Origin of the sequence: Bacillus luti (genome assembly GCF_001884105.1) — a bacterium.
GTDB lineage: Bacteria > Bacillota > Bacilli > Bacillales > Bacillaceae_G > Bacillus_A > Bacillus_A luti.
The window spans coordinates 130446-153376 of record NZ_MACI01000078.1; the positions used below are offsets into that span (position 1 = coordinate 130446).

Consider the following 22931-nt stretch of genomic DNA (forward strand, 5'->3'; position numbering starts at 1 on the left):
GAGGTTTTCATGCTTTATAGAATGATAGTATTTATTGTAACAAGTGTAAGTGTATTTTTGTTTTCTCATAGTAGTGTATTTGCTCATACAAGTGTTGTAGGAACCAGTCCTAAAGAGGGGGAGGTTCTGACAGTACAACCGGAACAGATTATTCTTGAATTTAGTGAACTAGTTACAGGAAAAGTAGTTAATATTGAATTGCTAGATCCAAGTGCAAAGAGAGTGCAAGTATCAAAGGTTGAAATGTTAGATGACCCAACAAAAATAAAAGTGAAGATACCAAATTTAAATAATGGTACTTACACAGTAAGGTGGTCTATGATGTCTGCAGACGGACATCCGAGTGAAGGAAGCTATACCTTTTCAATTGGAGAAGAAGTACCAACTAATGCCGTAGTAGAGGGGAATGCGAGTACCTCAGTATTTTCAGAGGCTATGATTGTAATCCTACGCTATATTGTAGAGGGAATGATTTTAATTGGAGCAGGAGTAAAGTGGCTCGATATGTTTGTAAAACATTATAATTTACCTCCTGTATTGCAAAGAATGAAGAATGTGAAAATGATTTTCTTCTCTATACTTGTAGTAGGATTGATAGCCGAATTAATAGTGTATAAGTCAATTATTCCGAAGGGGAGTTTACTTATTCATTCGCCATTTTCAGTTATTATTATGATTCAATTGTTATTATTGGTTCTTATGTCTTTGCAGCATATGGGGAACGAATGGTATGCGTTAATTTGGGGATTTCTTGTTGCGAGTTTTTCTTTCACAGGTCATGTATGGATTACTAATCCAAATTGGGCAGCAGTTATAATTAGAATGGTCCACGTTATGAGTATTGCGGTGTGGCTAGGAGCACTTATTTATTTAGCTCTTGTTATAGTGTGGACAACATTATACAAAATTACATTTGATCAAAAGAGTTTCCGTAAGCATTTTAGTATTATTGCTGGTATTTCATTTATTCTAGCATTTCTTTCTGGTGAATTAATTGTGTTTTTACAGACAAGAAAATGGATGCTGTTTAATGTGGACTCCGAATGGACAAACCTCTTAAATATAAAGGCGGTTACTGTATTAATAATTACAATTGTAGCATGGAGACAAACGAAAACATGGGGTAACGATATCGGAACAGTTAATCGCCGTTTATTGCTCTTAGAAATTGTTCTAGCTATACTCGTATTATTAGCTGGTATTTGGATGAGTCAAGTTTCATTTCCTGTGAGTTCTGTAACGAGCTAAAATTATTATGTTTATAGGAGTTCTGCAATGTCAATCCGTATTAGATTGCTGTTGTCGTATATTGCGATGGTAATTATTCCAATCGTTTTTTGTGGCATAGCAATTATGTTAATTAGTGTTACGTTATTTGGTGATATTCGTATTGCAAAAGCAATCATTGGTCTTAATCAAAATAGTCATTCTCTCATTGATAAAGAGCAGGAGGGAGCTATTCGTACAAAAGAAGATGAAGATGATATTTTTAGTAGGTTGAAAATTCTTTCATCGTATGCTCCAGATAAATTGGAGGATCTAAACTTTTTAAAGGAAACTGATAAAGAATTAAACGATAATCAAGCAGGGTTACTAATTCGAAAAAATGATGAGCTTACATATTCATCTCCATACTTTAAAATTTCTTCGTTTGATAAGTACCTACCCGCGTTTGAAACGGAAGGACAAAGAAAAGGAATGGATGTGAAAATAGAGGGTAATTCTTTTTACTATAAGCAATTTGATTACTACGATGAAGAGAGGGATAAGGTTAGTATTTTTGTATTTGAGCATGTAAATCCTTTAGAAGAAATGATTAGAGAATTTTCCCCGTATTTCGTATTCATGTTAATACTTGGATTAATTATTACAAATGGAATATTAACATATTTTATATCACGGAGTATTATTAAACCATTGCATTCATTAAAGCAGGCAACGGAAAGAATTCAAAAAGGTGATTTAGATTTTCAAGTAAAGCGACTTGCGAAAGATGAAATAGGAGAATTAAGTTTATCGTTTGAAGAGATGCGCGGCAGGTTGAAGGAATCGGTCGAGTTGCAAATGCAATATGAAAAAAATCGTAAAGAGTTGCTTTCAAATATTTCTCATGATTTACGGACGCCAATTACGGCTATTAAAGGTTATGTACAAGGAATTAAAGAAGGTATCGCTCGAACTCCGGAACAATTAGATAAATATTTAACAATTATTTACAATAAAGTGTTTGATATGGATCAATTAATTGACGAGCTTTTTCTCTTTTCAAAACTTGATTTGAAAGAGGAACCGTTTCAATTTGAAGAGGTTGAAATTAACCAATACTTATCTGATTGTATAGAAGAACTACAGCTTGAATTGCAAGATAAGGGAATTACAGTGAGATGTGATGCTCAAAAGGATACTTCTATTTTGGTAAAAGGTGATCGTGAAAAATTACGACGCGTTATTACAAATATTATTTGGAACAGTGTTAAGTATATGGATAAAGAAGAAGGATATATTGTAATTCGTATGACTGAATCTAGTGATTATGTAACAATTTACATAAAAGATAATGGGATAGGGATAGAAGAGAAGGCATTACCTCATATATTTAAAAGGTTTTACCGTGCAGATCATTCTCGAAATTCTAATACGGGTGGAAGCGGACTTGGTTTATCAATTGCACAACAGATTATCACACAACATGGTGGTGATATTTGGGTAGAAAGCAAGAAAGGTAAGGGAACGACACTTGCATTTACATTACAAAAAATCAATTAGAAAAAGGAGAGCATCTTGAAAAGAATTTTAATTATTGAAGATGAAGCTATTATAGCAGAGTTAGAAAAGGATTATTTAGAGGTTGCCGGGTATACAGTAGATATTGATTACTCTGGCGAAACGGGTTTACAAAGAGTTCTTTTGGAGGATTATGACTTATTAATTTTAGACATAATGTTACCAGGAATAGATGGATATGAAATTTGTAAACAAGTTCGATTGAAAAAGGACATCCCAATACTTATGGTGTCCGCAAAACAAGAGGAAATCGATAAAATTAAAGGGTTAGGTTTTGGAGCAGATGATTATATTATAAAACCATTTAGTCCAAGTGAAATGGTGGCACGTGTAAACGCTCATTTAGCTCGTTATGATCGTTTAACAGGAAAGCGAGAGCAAATAAAAGATGAAATTCGTATTCGAGGATTACTTATTGATAAATCGGCCCGCCGTGTATTTGTAAATGGAACTGAGATCATGCTAACAGGAAAAGAATTTGATTTATTAACCTGTATGGCAGAACATCCGAATCAAGTGTTTAGTAAAGATCGTCTCTTTGAAACTGTATGGGGGATGGATGTAATTGGTGATGCAGCAACGGTTGCTGTCCATGTGAAAAATATTCGTCATAAAATTGAACTCGATCCATTTGATAAATCGTATATCGAGACAATTTGGGGAGTAGGATATCGTTTTACACAGTGAAAAAGGCCAGCAAAAATGCTGGCTTTTTTGCGTAAATAGATTAAGAAATTACAAACAAGATCCTCCGCTAACATCAATTAATTGTCCAGTAACCCAGCGGCTGTCTGGAGAAGCAAGAAATGCGACAGTATCGGCAATGTCTTCTACTTCACCTAAGCGATTGAAAGCGGAAATAGTAGTAGCATACTGTTTCATCATTGGATCGCTCAAGAGTTCTGCATTCATATCTGTTTTAATAAATCCCGGGAGTATTGCATTCACAGTTATTCCTCGTGCTCCAAGTTGTTTTGCAAGCGTGAAAGTCATTGTATTAATAGCGCCTTTCGTCATACTGTATGCAACAAAATCAGGTAAAGAAATGCGGGTGGCAGCTGATGAAATATTAATAATTCGACTATTGTCACGTAAACGTGATAGAGCTTGTTGAATGATAAAGAATGATGCTTTTGTATTTACTGAAAAGATTCTATCAAAAAATTGTTCGGTCGTTTCTTCAATAAAAGCACCAGGACCAATTCCGGCGTTGTTTATTAAAATATCAAATTGTGTTCCACCAGTTCTTTTTTGCAATTCAGTATCTAAAGCGCTATAAAGGTTTTCTACACCGTGTAAAGATTCAAGATCTGAACCGATAGAAAAAGCTAAACCGCCATTTGATTGAATTTCATGAACAGTTTCTTCAGCGTTTTCTTTTCGATTACCATAATGAACAGCGACTAATGCACCGTCGTTTGCTAAACGAATTGCAATAGCACGTCCAATTCCTCGGCTTGCTCCTGTAACTAATGCTACTTTCCCTTTTAACATAGTTTTCTCATCTCCTCATAAATTTTATAAGTTTTTCTTTATGTAGTAATGCAAGCATACTTAAGCAATATATGAGTGTATGTAAGTGTTTCATTCCGATTTTGTTTTGAGAAAAAATAAATAGCTTTCTAGTGAAATGAATTGAATTTTAATTTTTTTTAGAAAACATGTTGACAATGAAAAGTACAACGTCCTATAATACGTTTAATAAATAAAAGTCAATTAAGAATTTTCTGACTTTATAGTTTGTATATGCAAAGAAGAGGAAAGTATATGATTATGATTGTTTAAGAGAGCTACTCCAAGGCTGTGAGAGTGGTAACAATCGAATCATTGAAGATCACCTCGGAGCATCGCTTGCGAAAGGGAAACTGAGTAGAGGGCGGCGGCATCGTCTCCGGTAAAAGGACGGAGGTCTGATTGGACCTACAGAGCTTATATTTCGTGAGAAGTGTAAGGAAGCTGAGTGGTAACGCGGAACTCTCGCCTCAGCAATCAAAGCTACTATTAAGTAGTAGTTGATTGCTGAGGTGAGAGTTTTTATTTTAAAAAATAGAGTAAGTAAGAGAAAAAATGTGTAAGAAGGGATTTGACAAGATGAGAAGTGACATGATTAAAAAAGGTTTTGATAAAGCTCCGCACCGTAGTTTATTAAAAGCAACAGGTTTAAAAGATGAAGATTTTGATAAACCGTTCATAGCGATTTGTAACTCTTTTATTGAAATTATTCCAGGACATAAGCATTTGAATGAGTTTGGGAAACTTGTAAAAGAAGCAGTTCGTGCGGCAGGTATGGTACCATTCGAATTCAATACAATTGGAGTAGATGATGGTATTGCGATGGGACATATCGGTATGCGTTATTCCCTTCCGAGTCGTGAAATCATTGCTGATTCAGTGGAAACGGTTGTAAATGCACATTGGTTTGATGGCATGATTTGTATTCCAAACTGTGACAAAATTACACCCGGTATGATGATGGCTGCACTTCGTATTAACATTCCAACTGTGTTTGTTTCAGGTGGTCCGATGGCGGCTGGAAAAACATCTAAAGGAGAAGTTGTCGATTTAAGTTCTGTTTTCGAAGGAGTAGGAGCTTATCAATCTGGTAAAATTTCAGAAGAAGAATTAAAGGATATTGAAGATCATGGCTGTCCATCTTGTGGTTCTTGTTCCGGTATGTTTACCGCGAACTCTATGAACTGTTTATGTGAAGTGTTAGGTTTAGCACTTCCTGGAAACGGGAGTATTTTAGCAATTGATCCAAGACGTGAAGAGTTAATTAAACAAGCAGCAGAGAAATTGAAAATTTTAATTGAGAGAGATATTAAGCCGCGCGATATTGTAACAGAAGAAGCAATTGATGATGCTTTTGCACTTGATATGGCGATGGGTGGCTCAACGAATACAGTATTACACACGCTAGCGCTCGCACAAGAGGCAGGGCTAGATTATGATATGAACCGTATTGATGCTGTTTCAAGACGTGTACCGCATTTATGTAAAGTAAGTCCAGCTTCTAATTGGCATATGGAAGATATTGATCGAGCGGGCGGAATTAGTGCAATTTTGAAAGAGATGAGTCGAAAAGAAGGGGTACTTCATTTAGATCGTATTACTGCTACTGGGCAAACGTTAAGAGAAAATATTGCTGAGGCAGAGATTAAAGATAAAGAAGTTATTCATTCTCTCGAAAATCCTCATAGTGAAGAAGGTGGGCTACGTATATTAAAAGGAAACCTTGCGAAAGATGGGGCAGTTATTAAAAGCGGAGCAACCGAAGTAAAACGATTTGAAGGACCTTGCGTTATATTTAATTCACAAGATGAGGCGCTTGCGGGCATTATGCTTGGGAAGGTTAAGAAAGGGGATGTAGTTGTTATTCGTTATGAAGGACCGAGAGGTGGCCCTGGTATGCCAGAAATGTTAGCACCAACATCAGCAATTGCTGGCATGGGATTAGGTGCAGAAGTTGCGCTATTAACGGATGGTCGTTTCTCTGGTGCTTCACGTGGTATTTCAGTAGGGCATATTTCGCCAGAAGCAGCTGCGGGCGGAACGATTGCACTTCTTGAACAAGGGGATATCGTTTGTATCGATGTTGAGGAACGCTTGCTAGAAGTAAGAGTGAGTGATGAAGAATTAGATAAGCGTAAAAAAGAATGGAAACGACCAGAACCGAAAGTGAAAACTGGCTGGCTTGGACGTTATGCACAGATGGTAACATCGGCGAATACAGGGGCAGTCCTAAAAATCCCGAATTTTGATTGAGCCAATTTAAAAGAGATAAGGATGATATGAAATGGTGCAAAAGGTAAAGGAGAGAGTGAAAATTGAAGATATCTTAATGGCTCATAATTGCATGAAAGATATCGTTATTAAAACACCGTTACAACGTGATACAGTTCTATCAGAGAAATATGATTGTGACGTTTATGTAAAACGAGAAGACTTACAATTGATTCGCTCTTTCAAAATTCGTGGTGCGTACAATTTAATCCAAAGTTTACCGAAAGAACAACTACAAAATGGTGTTGTGTGCGCAAGTGCCGGTAATCATGCGCAAGGAGTTGCTTATACGTGTAATTTATTGAAGATTCCGTCAAAAATTTTCATGCCGACGACGACACCTAAACAAAAAGTATCACAAGTACAATTTTTCGGTGGTGATTTTGCGGAAATTGTATTAGTTGGTGATACATTTGATAGTTCTTTCCAAGAAGCACAGCGCTATTGTGAAGAAAATAGGAAGACGTTTGTTCATCCGTTTGATGACCCGTATGTCGTTGCTGGCCAAGGAACAGTGGCAGTTGAAATTATGCATGATATGGAGAAATCGGTTGATTATATCTTTACAGCAATCGGCGGTGGTGGATTAGCATCAGGTGTTGGTACATATGTGAAAGGTGTTAGCCCTGCTACAAAGGTCATTGGCGTAGAGCCAATGGGAGCTGCATCTATGAAAGAGGCTTTTCTTCAAAATGAAAATGTTGCCTTAGAAAAAATTGATAGTTTTGTTGATGGTGCAGCTGTTAAAAAGGTAGGAAAGTTAACATTTGAAACTTGTAAAGATGTAATTGATGACATTGTTTTAGTACCAGAGGGAAAGGTTTGTACGACGATTTTAGAACTATATAAGAAAAATGCAATTGTAGCAGAGCCTGCTGGTGCACTTTCTATTGCAGCACTTGATCTATACAAGAATGAAATTAAAGGTAAAACAGTTGTATGCACATTAAGTGGTGGGAATAATGACATTGATAGAATGCAAGAAATGAAAGAACGTTCGCTTATTTATGAAGGACTAAAACATTACTTCATTATTGAATTCCCGCAGAGGTCGGGAGCGTTAAGAGAGTTTCTTGATAAAGGATTAGGGCCAGAAGATGACATTACTCGCTTTGAGTATATTAAGAAACATAATAAAGAAAATGGCCCAGCACTAGTCGGAGTAGAGTTAAAACATAAAGAAGATTATGAGCAATTAATTACTCGTTTTAAAGAAAATAACATTCAATTTATGGAGCTTAATAAAAACCCTGTTTTATTTGATTTACTTATTTAATAGAAGGAAAGGGTTAACATACAGTTGTAATTGAAACAAAAAAGATAGATACAAGCAAGAGAAACGCTGCTTGTTCTATCTTTTTTACAATTAAACGAAATAATTTCCATATTCAAGAAGGATAAAGCTAGTTAACCAAAAGAGTATCGCAATACGAATGATTACATACATAGTGAATTCAAAAGTAGTAAGTTTTCGTTCTCGTTTTATTTTTTTTAGAAGTCTAACAGAAAAAAATGAACATAAAAGTAGAATCGCTATAGATATTTTATAAATATTCTCTAACAAACTTACATTTTCTAATAAGTCTTTCAGCATATTCACCACCTATTCTCTAATGTATGTTACAGAGAAATAGATCTAGCATTGTCTAATTGCGTTTGTTTATTATTTTCCCCGTGCTATCAATTTCTACATCAGTTGAAATTGTTTGTAAATATTGTAGAGCTTTTCTCTTTTCTTCCTCATTTACAGGGGAAACTTGGTTGTTACGGATGATATAAGGATTGAATGACATTTGGACATCCTTTCCTTTAAAAGTTAAAGTTAATACGCCAGTTTCGGCGCTTTTTCCGTTCACATAACTTGGGAATAAAAAGTTTCCTAATGAGTAAGCGACAGGAACATTATTATAATATTCAAACCCTTGTAACCAATGTGGATGACTTCCGACGATCGCGTCGGCTCCTGCTGTAACCATTTTATTTACATATTGTTTTTGATAATCTACCGGACGATTTGATTTTTCAACACCCCAATGCATATAGACAATTAAATAGTCTGCATCCTTCTTTTGCTCTTTAATTGTTTTTGTTACAAGATTTAAATCATATCCATTCGCAACGCCAGGTTTATTGTCATCAGCTACCCAAGTAAAATCAGGCATAAAGCGAACGAAGGAAAGAAATTTAAACTTTTTCCCTTTTACAGTCATTTCTCGTGCAGTATATGCATCTTTTGCATTCTTTCCGGCTCCGATGTAAGGGAACTTTAATTTTTCTACGTGAGAGATAGTATCTAATAATCCCTCTTGCCCATAATCAAGTGTATGGTTATTTCCAATATTTACGATGTCATATCCAGTATTTTTAATAGCTTGTAGTGTAGATGGGTCACTTTTAATCCAAAACAGTTGTCCAGGTGCTTTCTTTTCTTTCGTTGTAAATGCTGACTCTAAATTAACGAAAGAAATATCAGCTTTTTTTATTTCTTCTTTTACATGTTGGAATGGGTAGTCAGCCCCGTTTTTTTCGATTACCGGACGTAATTGCCAATCAAACATTGTATCACCAGAAAAGGTGAGTGTAATTTCCGGGTCTTCTATTTTCTTGTCGCTTGTTGAAGCAGTTTTGCTAGATTTGTTTTGGAAATCGGGTGTGTCTTTCGCTTTTGAAGTAAAAGAGTGGTTAATTAATACAACAATTGGTGTAATGCAAAAGGCTATTAACAAAAATCGTTTTAGTAAAGTTTTCATACATACCTTCCTTTTGAGTTTATCCCGCTATTTGTGGGCAGCAAAATTTCCGCTGATTAAAGTTTCACTTTATGTATTGCTACAAAAAATTGCGGTTTATGTAGCGAAAAACATTTGTTAATATTCTCAATATTAAGTTAACATATAGATAACCTGTAAATCAATGAATAAACCAAAATATAGAAATAAAGAATTCGAAGGGTGAAGAATAAGAAATGGTTATATTAGGAGCAGTTGTAAATGGGATTTGTATTATATTTGGTACTTTACTTGGTAAATTATTTAGTAGAATTCCAGAAAGTATGAAGGGAACCATAATGCACGCAATCGGTTTAGCGGTTACTGTGCTTGGACTTCAAATGGCATTGAAAAGTGAAAATTTTCTTGTTGTCATACTAAGTTTAGTCATTGGTACGGTAATCGGGGAATGGCTCCAACTAGAGGGGAAGTTAAAACTGTTAGGGGATTGGTTAGAAAATAAAGTTGGATCGAAAGGGAAAGGAAGCATATCAGAAGGTTTTGTAACAGCTACTTTAATTTTTGCAATTGGTGCGATGGGGATACTTGGTGCACTCGACAGCGGGATTCGCGGAAATCATGATATTTTATTTACAAAGGCGATTATCGATGGATTTATTTCTATTATATTAACGACAACTTTAGGGATTGGCGTAGTGTTTTCAGCAATCCCGGTGATTTTATATGAGGGTGGTATTGCGGTTTTTGCAACACAAATTAATAGTGTTGTCCCGAAAGAATTAATGAATCAATTTATAGTGGAAATGACAGCTACGGGCGGTATTATGATAGCCGCTATTGGATTGAACTTACTTGGTATTATTAAAATTAAGGTTGCAAATTTACTTCCAGGTATATTAGTAGTTGGAATAATTGTTTCACTTATTTATGGTTATGGTTTAATAGTTAAGTAGTAGAGGATGGAAACACATATGGAGGAATTTCAATTTACAAAACGTGTTCATAACATATTGAAGATTGCATCAGAAGAAGCAAAATGTAATATCATTCAACCAGTTCATCTGTTTATCGGTATGTGTAAAGAAGGTACTGGCGTTTGTTGCGAGTTGTATATGTATTTGTTTCGTAACATAGGTACGGATTTTTTAGAAAAACTTTCAATACAAAATCAAACTGACTTAACGAATCAAGAGTATAAAAAAATAGGGCAATATAAGGTATCTTATAAAACGCTAGAAATTTTAGAAATAGCGAAGAAACGTATGGAACGTTTCCGGCAAGTATTAATGAATGAAGGACATGTTATGTATGCATTATTTCGTGTAAATCCAGTTATTGAAAATGCACAGATGCAAAGAGATATATTACGTATTATAGCTGAGCCAAGAGATTTAGCAGTCGATTTAAAAGGTTTTGTTCCTACTTATAATGATTTAACTTGTACTGTTAGAAAGGCTAACGCTTCTGATTTTGAAGAATTAGCAAGCTTTGTTGAAGCGGAATTTGGTGAACGGTGGTTACATTCGATAGAGTATGGATTTCGTACATATAAAGAAAATTCACCTATTTATATAGCGGAAAAAGAAGAAGTGATAGTAGGTTTTGCTTGTTATGATGTAGTGAGAGGAAAGAAAGGATTGTTTGGTCCGATGGGCACAGCGAAACAAAATCGTGTGAAAGGTGTAGGAAAAGAATTGTTGCATCATTGTTTATATCATATGAAGCAAGAGGGATATGAATATGCAATTATTGGACAAGCGGGTCCGATTGAGTTTTACGAGAGGAATTGTAATGCTCGTTTAATATCGATAGAAGATAATTGACCGACTCCATATTTGGGAGTTGGTTTTATTATGAAAAAATGTAGAGATGTAATGATTTTTACTAGAAAATAGCAGATTTTGTAGTAAATCTTACAAATAAAGCAAATTACTAAACTTTTTATAAGAAAGGGTGTAGAATGGGTATCGAATGAAAGAAGGTGTGAAAATGGCCAGCTGGAAACGAAATTTAATGATTTGTTGGCTAGGTTGTTTTACCACTGCGGCCGGTATGAGCTTAGTAATTCCTTTCTTATCTTTTTATATTGAGGAATTAGGGGTGACTGGCACTTCTAGTATTGCACAGTGGTCGGGACTTGCATTTGGTGTAACGTTTTTAATGGGTGCGATCGTATCACCGATATGGGGAAAGCTTGGTGATATACATGGACGGAAATTGATGCTTATTCGTGCGAGCCTTGGTATGGCGATTATTATGACGCTTATGGGGTTTGTAACGGATGTGTATCAATTAGTCGCACTAAGATTTTTGATGGGAGCAGTATCTGGTTTCCTTTCAACGGCGATGACATTTATTGCAGCAGAAACTCCGACAGAGCATTCAGGTTGGGCGATTTCTACAATTTCAACTGGTGGCGTGAGCGGTTCATTACTTGGACCATTACTTGGAGGCTATTTATCTGAATTGATTGGAATGCGCCATGTCTTTCTTGTTACAGGAGCCTTTTTATTCCTTTCTTTTCTAATCGTCTTTTTCTTCTTACATGAAGAAAATCACTCTGCCAAGGCAAAAAAAGCACAGCCGAAAAAAGTATGGACGATGGTTCCAGCAAAGCATTTAATTATTAGTTTATTTGTAACAACATTTATTATTCAACTTGCTAATATGTCTGTTCAACCAATTGTTACATTGTACGTGAAAAATTTAGTAGGTCCTCAAACTGCACATATTGAAACAATTGCGGGTGCAGTTATGTCAGCGACAGGATTAGCAGTTATTTTGGCAGCGCCAAGACTAGGACGATTATCAGATCAGATTGGTCCTCAAAAAACGTTAGTGGTAGCGTTGTTTGCTGCAGGAATTATTTTTATCCCGCAAGCATTTGTAACCTCAGCTTGGCAACTATTAATTCTTCGATTTTTATTAGGTATCGCACAAGCAGGATTATTACCTTCCGTACAAACTCTACTAAAACAACATACGCCAACCCATGTAACGGGACGAATATTTGGGTATAATCAATCGTTTCAGTTTTTAGGAAATATGATTGGACCAATACTTGGTGGACAAATTGCGGCGCATGCAGGCTTCCAATATGTTTTCTTCTCTACATCATCACTATTATTTATCGCGTGCATTTGGGTTTATTTTCATAATAAGAACGAAGAGGTATCAGAGAAACGACATTTGGAAGTTAGTTAACTAAGTGAAAGAAAAAAGATGAAGCAACGATTGCTTCATCTTTTTCTTTAAAATTTGAGACAAAGATAACTTAATGTACCAAGTTCGTAACTACGGTGAATGACTTCACCGCTATTTTCACCACTGCCCATAGCGATAAATAAAGGAACAAAATGCTCCGCTCTTGGTACTGCTAATTGTGCATGAGGCGCATTGTTTTCCCAATTAAACAATGCATCTTTATCGTTAGTATGCATATGTTTTATAATCCAATCATCAAATTCAATTGCCCATTGTTCGGGTGTAGTTTGATTCCATTTCAAAGCTCGTAAGTTATGAACGGTAACACCGCTACCGATTACTAAAATATCTTCTTGCCCAAGTCCTTTTAATGCTTCTCCAATTTTAAATTGTTCTTTTGCGGGAAGGAATGGATTGACTGATATTTGTACGACAGGAATATTTGCTTCTGGGTACATGCGATGCAAGAGTGTCCATGAACCATGATCTAAACCTCTCGTCATATTATGATGGACTGGAATACCTTTATTTTTTAATTTTGTTTCTAACATAGACGCAATGCTAGAAGAGCCTTTCGCACGATACTTGATTTCGTATAACTCAGGAGGGAAGCCTCCAAAATCATAAATTGTTTCATATTCGTTATCTGATGAGGAAATTGTTAATATTTCACTTTCCCAATGAGCAGTGAAAATAACAATTGCTTTCGGCTTGTATGTTTCACCAAGTGTTTTTAAAAAACTTGTATAATCTGTATCTTGAATAGCGAGCATCGGTGATCCGTGTGCTAAAAATAATGATGGCATCATAGTAGAAACCTCCTGAAATTATATAGTTACTTTATGTAAGTAACTATATAATTTCATTTATAATTCGTCAACATAATAGTTTGACAGCTAATCGGAAAAGGAAGGCATTTGTCATAATGAAAGCAATTGCATATAATATATAGTAAGAAAAATGAATAGTTATTCATTTTTTAAGAGATACATAATAGATTTGGGGGCTGACGAAATGAACGTACAGGAAAGTTTCGTTACGGCAATGGATGGATCGGAAATTTATTTGCGTAAGTGGGTACCAGAAGAAAATCCACGAGGGATTATTCAAATTGCACACGGTATGACAGAACATGCGGGTGTTTATACAGAATTTATTGATGCTTTATTAGGCGCAGGATATGGTGTTTATGCTCATGATCATAAAGGGCATGGAAAAACAGTGAAAAGAGAAGAAGACTATGGTCATTTTGAACCAAATGTAGGATGGAATCAGGTTGTATCTGATGTTATCTTTGTTTCGGAAATGATAAAAGAAGAGCATTCATGTCCATTGTTTTTACTCGGACATAGTATGGGCTCTTTCTTATCAAGGCGAGCTGTGCAACTTCGAGGCGAATTATATGATGGATTCCTCATTTCAGGAACTGGTGGAAACCCAGGATTTTTAGGTGTCATCGGTCATAAAGTAGCAACAATTGAAATGAAACTGCGCGGAGTGAAAACGAAAAGTCCGATGCTGAATTTCTTATCTTTCGGAAACTTTAACTCACACTTTAAGCCAAATCGTACGAAATTTGATTGGTTATCTTCAGATAATAATCAAGTTGATAAATATATTGCGGATCCGTTATGTGGATTCATTTGTACGACGAGTTTTTATCGAGAATTATTTCATGGAGTACTAGAAGTAAATAAATTAGAAGAATACAAGAAAACACCAAGAAATCTGCCAATACACATTTTCTCTGGTGATCGTGATCCTGTTGGAGATATGGGGAAGGGTGTAAAAGAGGTATATGAAAATTATAAAAAATGTGGCGTGAAAGATGTAACACTTCGTTTATATGAAAATGGTAGACATGAAATGTTTCATGAAGTGAATAGAGATGAAGTATTTCAAGATTTGATTTCGTGGCTAGATGCGCATATTGTATAAGAAAAAAACCTCACTTCATGCTGAAGTGAGGTTTTTTGAAAAACTGGAGGAATGGTTATGAGTGAATTTGTAAATAAAGAATATGTAGAAATAGATTTTCAAGATATTTTGATTAAAGAAGAGGAATTGAAAAATTGTACTTTCATAAAATGCCGTTTTAGAGGGATAGATGCATCAGAAGTTTCTACTGAAAATTGTAATTTCATAGAATGTGATTTTACCGGTGCTCTTTTTAACGCTTCTATCCATCAAGGAACTACATTTGCAAATTGTAAGTTTGTTGGTGCGAATTTATTCGTATCGAAGTTTGAAGAATGTAAAATGACTGGCTCTGATTTTGAAGAAGCGAATTTAGACGGAATAACCATAATATCGGGTGATTGGTCATATACGAATCTAAGGTTCGCGAACTTAAGTAAACAAATGTTAAAGGGTATCCGTTTAATTGAAGCTGATCTATATGAATGTAATTTAGAAAAGGCAGATTTACGTGAAGCTGATTTAACAGGTGCACAATTAGGTAAGGCGAAACTTAGTGGTGTAGATTTAAAAGGAGCGATAGTTGATAGAATTGATTTTACAAGTTTTGATTTAAAAAATGTGAAATTAGATATAGCGCAGGCAGTTGCAGTAGCAAGATGTTATGGGGCTAAGGTGAACTAAATTGTTTGTAAAACCGTTCAAAATGCTGAACGGTTTTACAAATCATAATAGTTTTAAAAATTACTTTCTATATAAGAAGCTATTTCATTAGCAAGAGTCGATGTTAATAATGTAGATATATTGCTCAAAATGATGATTGTAGCCTCTTTGTCAATTAATCGTAAATAGGAAGACGTAAAGCCGTTAATTCCGCCGTGATGGAATATAAGTTTATTATTTTTTTCAGTCATAGCAATATTCCAACCGTAACCATATCCGTAAGATTCTGCAGTAAACATGCGAGACGTCATCCTGCTTGATAATAAGTGATTTTCTTTTAGCGCCTTATCAAATGTATATAAATCTTCGGCTGTAGAAACTAATCCACCAGCTGAATATGAATTAGACATATGAATAAATGATGCGTTCTGAAGGCCATGGTTTGGATGTAACTCATACCCAGTTGCTTTATGTTTTTGAATGAAATGATTCAAATCAACACCTGTGTTTATTATAGAGAGTGGGTAGAAAATCCTCTTTTTAAGAAATTCCTCATAAGACATTCCACTTATAACTTCAATGATTTTTCCTAATATAATATAACCTGAATTCGAATAATTGAATTTTTCACCAGGGCTAGATTCAAAGGGACACGCAATAATCCACTGTATTAATTCATCCGGTGTTCGAGGCTGTAAAGACTGTAATAAAAAGTCTTGTTGAGCAGTAATATTACCAACTCCAGCAGTATGATTTAATAAATGCTTGATCATAATTTGATTTCCTTTTGGGAAATTTGGAATGAATTGATCTAAAGTATCATGTAGCTGTAATTTTTCCTCTTCCACAAGCATTAAAATTGAAACTGCTGTGAAGATTTTAGTTATTGATCCGATGCGAAACTTCGTTGTAGATGTATTAGGTATGTCCCAATTATAATTAGCTTTTCCAAATGACTGTTTATAAAGAGTCTCTTCTTTATGGGCTATTAAAATTGTTCCGTTAAATTTTTCAATATTTTTATATAAAAATGAATTGATATATGAGTTTAACAAATTTCAGGCACTCCTTTAAATGTTGGAATATTCGTTACCTGAAATGGAATCCAACGGCATAGGCAATTCCCCCTAAATGAAATGTTTTTAGAATACTTTTCTATTTTATAATGTAAATAATATAAGAAGCAAGTTGATTTAAAGTCTATAAAAATAAAATTTTTTTATTACTTGTCGCAATGTTTTAGTAGTTCATATTTTGAAGGTGGAGAGAAACAATTATGAAAGTAAGAAAATTGATAGTAATTGAAGCTAGTAAACTAAGTGAACTTGCGCTGCATTTAAAAGCAACAGATGCTCGTTCATAATAGTAGTATAATAGTGAATGAGGTGTTAATAGAATGGAAGATAAAACAATAGGTTTATTATTAGATGTTATTGGGGAATTATTTTCAGATGAAATTTCAATTGCTATATCGAATACGAAAGAATATATATACTATCGGCCAAGTAAACGAATTGATTTAAAGATTAGCGCCGGTGATCCTATCAAGGAAGGAACGATTGCTCATAAAGCAATGGTGACGAATCAAAAAACCTCTGAGTTTATTAATCGGGATGTTTTTGGTATTCCTTATCATGGTATGGCGGTACCATTTTCAAACAATGGAAAGCTTGAAGGTTGCGTGACAGCTATTTATCCAGCTTTAACGGATGGAAAGTCAGTCGTTACTTTAAAAACAACGGACGGCTGGATTCCGATTCCTTTCTCAAAGGTCATGTATTTAGAGGCGAAAGATAAAAAAACGTATGTGAATGCAGAAGAGTTAACAGGAACACATAAATACTCTCTGCAAGAATTCGAATACTTGCTTCCAAAGGATTCATTTATTAGATGCCACCGTTCGTTTATTGTGAATGTTAATCATATTAAAGCTATTTATCCTGATACGCATTCTACTTTTTTACTTTCTATGGATAATGGTGAGAGGGTACCGGTTAGTCAATCATACGCTAGTTATTTTCGCAAACTTCTAGGGTTCTAGATTATTCTGCTTTGGAACCTAGATTCGCTGTTTTATCTGAATTTTTGGTATTGTATACTAAAATCCCTATTTGGATACTGTTAAAGTGTAAAATAATTGTGAATATTCATTGGGAGAGGGATTACATATGGAGAATAATTTGGATAGAATTAGGGATCAACGTCTGAAAGATCGAGTAGTTACACCTGAAGAAGCAGCTTCATGGATTCAAAGTGGAATGACTTTAGGATTAAGTGGATTTACACGTGCTGGGGATGTAAAAGCAGTTCCGTTTGCGCTTGTAAACCGAGTTAAGAATGATACATCTTTTAAAGTAAATGTTTATACCGGCGCCTCTTTAGGTTCTGATGTAGATAAATTATTTGCTGAGGCAGGGATTTTAGGGAAACGATTGCCTTTCCAAGCTGATGCGACAATGCGAAAAGGAATTAATAACGGAGACTTTTTATTTGTAGATCAGCACTTGTCTCATACAGCAGAGTTACTCCGTGCTGACGTTATGGATATAGATTTCGCTATTCTGGAAGCGGTTGCGATTACTGAGGATGGAATGATTATTCCAACGACTTCAATCGGAAATTCTTTAGCATTTTCCTTAAATGCTAAGTCCATTATTATTGAAATGAATATGGCTCAATCCGCGCAACTAGAGGGGCTACATGATTTATATGAACCAGGTAAACAAGGAGAAAGGCTTCCGATTCCTCTTGTGAAAACGGATGATCGAATTGGAACGATCGGCATTCCAATTGATGTTGAAAAGGTGAAGGGGATTGTATTTACGAATCAACTGGATTCGCCATCGACAATTGTTCCTCCAGATGAGGAAACTGTTATTATGGCACAACATTTAATAGAGTTCCTTCGAAAAGAAGTCGAAGTAGGCCGATTAACAAATCGTTTAGCGCCGTTACAATCGGGAATTGGTTCAGTGGCCAATGCAGTTCTTCATGGAATGTTAGATTCGGAGTTTGAAGATTTAGAAGTGTATTCTGAGGTTTTACAGGATGCGGTCTTTGATCTTATGGATGCTGGGAAAGTCAATTTTGCTTCCTGCTGCTCGATCACGCTCTCAGAAGAGAAAATGCAACAAGTATTTTCTAACTTTGAAAAATATCGTGACAAATTAATGATGCGTCCGCAAGAGATTTCTAATCATCCTGAAATCATTCGTCGCCTTGGATTAATCTCGATTAATACTGCTTTAGAATTAGATATATACGGAAACGTCAATTCTACTCACGTTTTAGGTACAAAAATGATGAATGGTATTGGTGGTTCTGGTGATTTTGCAAGAAATGCCCGCCTAGCCATCTTCGTTACTAAATCGATTGCGAAAGGTGGTAACATATCAAGTATCGTTCCTTTCGTTTCTCATGTAGACCATACGGAACACGATGTAGATGTTATCGTTACTGAACAAGGGTATGCGGACTTAAGAGGACTTGCGCCAAGAGAAAGAGTGGAACTCATTATTGAGAATTGCGTACATCCAATGTATCGTGCCCAGCTACGAGCTTATTTTGAAGAAGCACAAACAAGAGGTGGACAAACCCCTCATGTTTTAGAAAAAGCTTTTTCTTGGCATACGAATTATGCTAAAAATGGAACAATGCTTGAAGCGGTAGTGGAAACTGTATAGAAGTGTAAAAATGATTCTTAAAATAATATGTTATAAAGATTGAAAGAAAAAAGAACGCCAATTTTCAGGAATAGCGTTCTTTTTCTTTTGAAAAATTGTTACCTATAATAAAAAAATATAAAAAGTGACCTCTTACTTACGAAAATAAGAGGTTTTTTAAATTACATTTCGAATCATTTTAATAGTTTACATATCAAAGGTGAGGAGAAAGAATCATGAAGATAAGAGAAGCGTTATTAAGTGAGGCAAATGAATTAAGTGAACTCGCACTACAATCAAAAGCAACGTGGGATTATAGTGAAGAATTCATACTTGCTTGTAAGGAAGATTTAACAATTACAGAAGATTACATAAAAAATAACTTTGTATATGTTTTAGAAAACGATAATACAAAAATTGGTTTTTTCTCATTTTTACGTAATGATAAAGCTCTCGATTTCCTGTACATACATCCTCGTTACAAAGGGAAAGGCTACGGGAAAATACTTTGGAAGTATGTAATAGAAAAAGCAAAGGAAGTAGGAATAAACAGTTTTACAATTGATAGTGATCCCAATGCAAAAGGATATTACTTGAAAATGGGAGCAGAATTAATAGGAGAGACACCATCAACTGTTTTTGAGGGTCGTTTACTGCCCCTTTTGAAATATGATGTGTAAAACTATTAATAGTAGGAGAAGCTGAGAATGGATAATGTAAAGGGAAAACGAATATATGAAGCACTAATAAAATCGTGGTCGATTGAAACAAGTTCAAAGTGGACAATTGAAAATCCAGCAAAGGGACAGTGTGGTGTAACGGCCCTAATCGTTCAAGATATATACGGAGGGGAAATCAAAAAGACAAAAACAGGGGATATGTGGCACTTTTATAACTTTATAGATGGGGAGAGGTTTGATTTTACAGAGACACAATTTAATAAAAAATTGAATTATATGGATGTGGAATCAAATCGGAAAGAAGCATTTGCAGATACAAATGAAAAGCAATATGACATTTTAAAGGAAAAGATAATGAAAGAATTCAAATTATCTTTTGACTCTTAATCTTTAATAAGTTACTATAATGGTGGTAACTCATTAAAGGGAACTTCATAGAGTTGAAAGGGGAAATACTTTTGAAAACAGCTTATGTAAGCGCTACTATTGTAACGATGAATGAACAAAACGAAGTGATAGAAAATGGATATATCATTGTAGAAAATGATCAAATTATAGATGTGAATAGCGGAGAATTCGCTAATGATTTTGAAGTAGATGAAGTAGTTGACATGAAAGGAAAGTGGGTTTTACCAGGGCTTGTTAATACACATACACACGTTGTAATGAGTCTCTTAAGAGGTATTGGCGATGACATGTTATTACAGCCGTGGCTTGAGACGAGGATTTGGCCACTTGAAAGTCAGTTTACTCCAGAGCTTGCGGTCGCTAGTACGGAATTAGGATTACTTGAAATGGTGAAAAGTGGTACAACATCATTCTCTGATATGTTTAATCCAATTGGAGTAGATCAAGATGCCATTATGGAAACGGTATCAAGGAGCGGGATGCGAGCTGCTGTTTCAAGAACGTTATTTAGCTTTGGAACGAAAGAAGATGAAAAGAAAGCAATTGAAGAAGCTGAGAAATATGTGAAGCGTTATTATAACGAAAGTGGTATGTTAACTACGATGGTTGCACCGCATAGTCCATATACATGTTCCACAGAGCTGTTAGAAGAGTGTGCACGTATTGCAGTAGAAAATCAAACGATGGTTCATATTCATCTTTCTGAAACAGAGCGTGAAGTACGTGATATTGAAGCACAGTACGGAAAACGTCCAGTAGAGTATGCAGCAAGTTGTGGATTGTTTAAACGACCAACAGTTATTGCACACGGTGTAGTATTAAATGAATATGAGCGTGCATTTTTAGCAGAACATGATGTTCGAGTAGCTCATAACCCGAATAGTAATTTAAAACTAGGTTCTGGTATAGCGAATGTAAAAGCGATGCTAGAAGCAGGAATGAAAGTAGGAATTGCAACAGATAGTGTGGCGTCTAACAACAATTTAGACATGTTTGAAGAAATGCGCATTGCAACATTATTACAAAAAGGTATTCATCAAGATGCAACAGCATTACCAGTTGAAACAGCACTTACACTTGCGACTAAAGGAGCTGCTGAAGTAATCGGCATGAAACAAACGGGATCGCTTGAGGTTGGAAAGTGTGCTGATTTTATTACAATTGATCCGTCTAATAAACCACATTTACAACCAGCAGATGAAGTGTTATCACATCTTGTGTATGCTGCGAGTGGTAAAGATATAAGCGATGTAATCATTAACGGAAAACGTGTCGTTTGGAATGGCGAATGTAAAACGTTAGATGAAGAGCGTATTATATTTGAAGCAAGTCGTTATAAACGAGGTTTACAAAAATAGGTATTTTCAGGATGTGGAGAAACTCTTCTCCACATCCTGTTTTTGTGTCAAAACCTTTTTTATTAATAAAACAGAAGAGAATAATTTAGAAAAAATAACTAGTTTCAAAAATCCTTTACGTAATAATGAATATATGAAGGATTTTGATGTTTCTTATTTTTTTGTCGCGTTGACCCATTTAATAATGTCCTGGATGACGTATTCAGGAACATTAGCAGGGATTTCATATTCACTAGGAAGACTTAATTCCCCATTACCCTCCGTGAAGAAATGATTCAATTTTGGGTATTCATTGAACTGAACATTCCTGCGGTTTGAAAGCCCTTCCTGCCATTTTGTATATTCATTTTTTACTGTTACTTGATAATCGCGTGCTCCTTGCAGAATCAGTAAAGGCTCTTTTCGTGATCTTGCCTCTTCAACTGGACGCCACCTAGAAACATCATACATAAAATGAGGCGACCCAAAATTGTAGCCAGCTGGAGGATGATCAGGATTGAAAGTAGGATCTTGGATAAAAGCGAATTGTCTTTTTAGTTCATCGATTACTTCTTGTGACGCCCCTAGGTATTGATTCTGATCAATGGAAATGTCAGTCAATGGGCGTGCAGGTGGTGCGAGTAAGATACTTCCTCTAACAAGTGAGGAAGGTGATTTGCTTAGTATACGCGGCATTGTGCCAGCTCCTAGACTATGTCCAAGAATGAAAATATTATTTGGATCAATGCCTTCCTGCTGCGCTGCTGATTTTGCAGCATATATGGCATCATCTGTAGTATCACGGTCTAACGTAACAGGTTCTGCACTCATCTTTAATGCGTGTTCTAAGGTGCGTTTTTCATAGCGCAACACTGCAATTCCGTTGGACGAAAGGCCTACCGCAAGGTCTCGTAAGATTTTTGTTCCCATATATGTACTATCGCGATCATGGATGCCAGCACCATGAACAAGAACAACTACGGGTACCTTTTCACCAGGCTTATGTTTCGGAACTGTTAATGTGGCTGGTAACGGATAGGTAGAATTTCCAATGACGATTTCACGTTCTTGATAGGAAGCAGGTTGGTCATATCTAGGATGCGGGATAATATAAGATTCTGGAGGCGTCCTTACCCCAACCTCATCTACTTTCCCGCCAGGTGTGAATTTAAGGAGTAACGGTACGGTAGTTCCTTCAATAGTTCCTGAAATTTCCACCGTCTGATGGACTAAGTTTCGTTCTTTTATCACGGGGGTTCCCATGCTTTTTATCCCGCTCCAGCCACTTTGTGTCCACCAGTTTTGTAATGTGTTTGCTGTAAACTTGGATTGAAAAGCAGCAGACGTCAACTGAAGTGCCTCTGCATACTTATCTTGCTGGAGATATTCAAAAAATAATGATGTACGCTCCGTTAAAGAGAATCGTTTTTTTTCTACAGATGGTTCCTCACGTGTATCCGCGTGAATAGCTGTTGTAAGCGGAAAAGATGAAATGCCTAAAGAAAAGAGCAGGGTAAAGGAAAGTACTGATTTTTGTATTTTCTTTTTTTTATTCATGTTTTAACCTCCAATATGTGATGGTAAAAAACAGGTATGATAAATTAAGGTTCTGTTGTAACAACGTCTAAATCATTGATATGTTCATCTAAAACCAACAGTTCTGGTTTTGGCGTAATCGCTCTGGTAACTCCTAACCTCTCTTTCTTCCTTCACTTGATATTTTGACTATACGAAACAAAGTTCTCGTTTTTCTTACTTGATCCT

Annotated in this window: 21 protein-coding genes; 15 read left to right on the forward strand and 6 right to left on the reverse strand. The window is 35.6% G+C overall.

Translation table 11 applies throughout. From position 1 onward, the window contains the following. The first annotated feature begins 9 nt into the window (after positions 1-9). The 3 genes from BAQ48_RS19245 to BAQ48_RS19255 are packed head-to-tail and all read left to right on the forward strand — an operon-like array spanning position 10 to position 3471. Entirely contained in the window at positions 10-1248 is a 1239-nt protein-coding gene (locus BAQ48_RS19245; protein WP_071712409.1) for a copper resistance CopC/CopD family protein, read from the forward strand. A 27-nt stretch (positions 1249-1275) separates the two neighbouring features. Next, positions 1276-2766: a sensor histidine kinase gene (locus BAQ48_RS19250; RefSeq protein WP_071712410.1), complete on the forward strand. Its 1491-nt coding sequence runs from the start codon at positions 1276-1278 to the stop codon at positions 2764-2766. A gap of 15 nt (positions 2767-2781) precedes the next feature. Then, positions 2782-3471 carry a response regulator transcription factor gene (locus tag BAQ48_RS19255; protein WP_071712411.1) on the forward strand — a complete coding sequence of 230 codons (690 nt, stop codon included), beginning with the start codon at positions 2782-2784 and terminating at the stop codon, positions 3469-3471. Between the two features lie 48 nt (positions 3472-3519). Here BAQ48_RS19255 and BAQ48_RS19260 read toward each other — a convergent pair whose 3' ends face one another. Then, complete coding sequence (locus BAQ48_RS19260; RefSeq protein ID WP_071712412.1) at positions 3520-4278, reverse strand: SDR family oxidoreductase; 759 nt, start codon at positions 4276-4278, stop codon at positions 3520-3522. 597 nt (positions 4279-4875) lie between these two features. Here BAQ48_RS19260 and ilvD point away from each other — a divergent pair. After that, the gene (gene ilvD / locus BAQ48_RS19265) at positions 4876-6549 is read left to right on the forward strand and encodes a dihydroxy-acid dehydratase (protein ID WP_071712413.1); all 1674 of its coding nucleotides are present in this window, start codon (positions 4876-4878) and stop codon (positions 6547-6549) included. 31 nt (positions 6550-6580) lie between these two features. Then, entirely contained in the window at positions 6581-7843 is a 1263-nt protein-coding gene (ilvA, locus tag BAQ48_RS19270; protein ID WP_071712414.1) for a threonine ammonia-lyase IlvA, read from the forward strand. A 90-nt stretch (positions 7844-7933) separates the two neighbouring features. Here the strand turns inward: ilvA and BAQ48_RS19275 are convergent, their stop codons facing one another. Further along, positions 7934-8161, reverse strand: a complete 228-nt coding sequence (locus BAQ48_RS19275) for a hypothetical protein (protein ID WP_071712415.1) — start codon at positions 8159-8161, stop codon at positions 7934-7936. A 52-nt stretch (positions 8162-8213) separates the two neighbouring features. Next, the gene (locus BAQ48_RS19280) at positions 8214-9317 is read right to left on the reverse strand and encodes a CapA family protein (RefSeq protein ID WP_071712416.1); all 1104 of its coding nucleotides are present in this window, start codon (positions 9315-9317) and stop codon (positions 8214-8216) included. 215 nt (positions 9318-9532) lie between these two features. Between BAQ48_RS19280 and BAQ48_RS19285 the strand changes: the two genes are divergently transcribed. The 3 genes from BAQ48_RS19285 (at position 9533) to BAQ48_RS19295 (ending at position 12500) form a co-directional block, all read left to right on the forward strand. Further along, on the forward strand, positions 9533-10249 hold the full coding sequence (locus BAQ48_RS19285; protein WP_071712417.1) for a DUF554 domain-containing protein: 717 nt from the start codon (positions 9533-9535) through the stop codon (positions 10247-10249). Between the two features lie 18 nt (positions 10250-10267). Next, positions 10268-11119 (forward strand): GNAT family N-acetyltransferase, encoded by an 852-nt coding sequence (locus BAQ48_RS19290; protein ID WP_071712418.1) that lies wholly within the window; start codon positions 10268-10270, stop codon positions 11117-11119. A 166-nt stretch (positions 11120-11285) separates the two neighbouring features. Continuing rightward, a complete protein-coding gene (locus BAQ48_RS19295) occupies positions 11286-12500 on the forward strand; it encodes a multidrug efflux MFS transporter (protein ID WP_071712419.1) in 1215 nt (404 codons plus the stop codon). 47 nt (positions 12501-12547) lie between these two features. Here the strand turns inward: BAQ48_RS19295 and BAQ48_RS19300 are convergent, their stop codons facing one another. After that, entirely contained in the window at positions 12548-13309 is a 762-nt protein-coding gene (locus BAQ48_RS19300; protein ID WP_071712420.1) for a DODA-type extradiol aromatic ring-opening family dioxygenase, read from the reverse strand. 205 nt (positions 13310-13514) lie between these two features. Between BAQ48_RS19300 and BAQ48_RS19305 the strand changes: the two genes are divergently transcribed. Further along, the gene (locus tag BAQ48_RS19305) at positions 13515-14438 is read left to right on the forward strand and encodes an alpha/beta hydrolase (protein ID WP_071712421.1); all 924 of its coding nucleotides are present in this window, start codon (positions 13515-13517) and stop codon (positions 14436-14438) included. A 57-nt stretch (positions 14439-14495) separates the two neighbouring features. Beyond that, positions 14496-15101, forward strand: coding sequence for a pentapeptide repeat-containing protein (locus BAQ48_RS19310; RefSeq protein ID WP_071712422.1), 606 nt, complete (start codon positions 14496-14498; stop codon positions 15099-15101). Positions 15102-15154: 53 nt separating this feature from the next. Here BAQ48_RS19310 and BAQ48_RS19315 read toward each other — a convergent pair whose 3' ends face one another. Continuing rightward, positions 15155-16135 (reverse strand): serine hydrolase domain-containing protein, encoded by a 981-nt coding sequence (locus tag BAQ48_RS19315; protein WP_071712423.1) that lies wholly within the window; start codon positions 16133-16135, stop codon positions 15155-15157. Between the two features lie 341 nt (positions 16136-16476). On the opposite strand from BAQ48_RS19315, the gene BAQ48_RS19320 reads away from it, so the two are divergent. From BAQ48_RS19320 to BAQ48_RS19340, 5 genes are all read left to right on the forward strand, one after another. Continuing rightward, a complete protein-coding gene (locus BAQ48_RS19320) occupies positions 16477-17121 on the forward strand; it encodes a LytTR family DNA-binding domain-containing protein (protein WP_071712424.1) in 645 nt (214 codons plus the stop codon). A gap of 127 nt (positions 17122-17248) precedes the next feature. After that, complete coding sequence (locus tag BAQ48_RS19325) at positions 17249-18763, forward strand: acetyl-CoA hydrolase/transferase family protein (RefSeq protein ID WP_071712425.1); 1515 nt, start codon at positions 17249-17251, stop codon at positions 18761-18763. Positions 18764-18978: 215 nt separating this feature from the next. Beyond that, positions 18979-19422 (forward strand): GNAT family N-acetyltransferase, encoded by a 444-nt coding sequence (locus BAQ48_RS19330; protein ID WP_071712426.1) that lies wholly within the window; start codon positions 18979-18981, stop codon positions 19420-19422. A gap of 27 nt (positions 19423-19449) precedes the next feature. Further along, a complete protein-coding gene (locus tag BAQ48_RS19335; protein ID WP_071712427.1) occupies positions 19450-19809 on the forward strand; it encodes a YunG family protein in 360 nt (119 codons plus the stop codon). Positions 19810-19862: 53 nt separating this feature from the next. Next, positions 19863-21188 (forward strand): bifunctional S-methyl-5'-thioadenosine deaminase/S-adenosylhomocysteine deaminase, encoded by a 1326-nt coding sequence (locus BAQ48_RS19340; protein WP_116758539.1) that lies wholly within the window; start codon positions 19863-19865, stop codon positions 21186-21188. Between the two features lie 153 nt (positions 21189-21341). On the opposite strand, the gene BAQ48_RS19345 is transcribed toward BAQ48_RS19340, so the two are convergent. After that, entirely contained in the window at positions 21342-22724 is a 1383-nt protein-coding gene (locus BAQ48_RS19345; RefSeq protein ID WP_071712429.1) for an alpha/beta hydrolase, read from the reverse strand. Between the last annotated feature and the right edge of the window lie 207 nt (positions 22725-22931).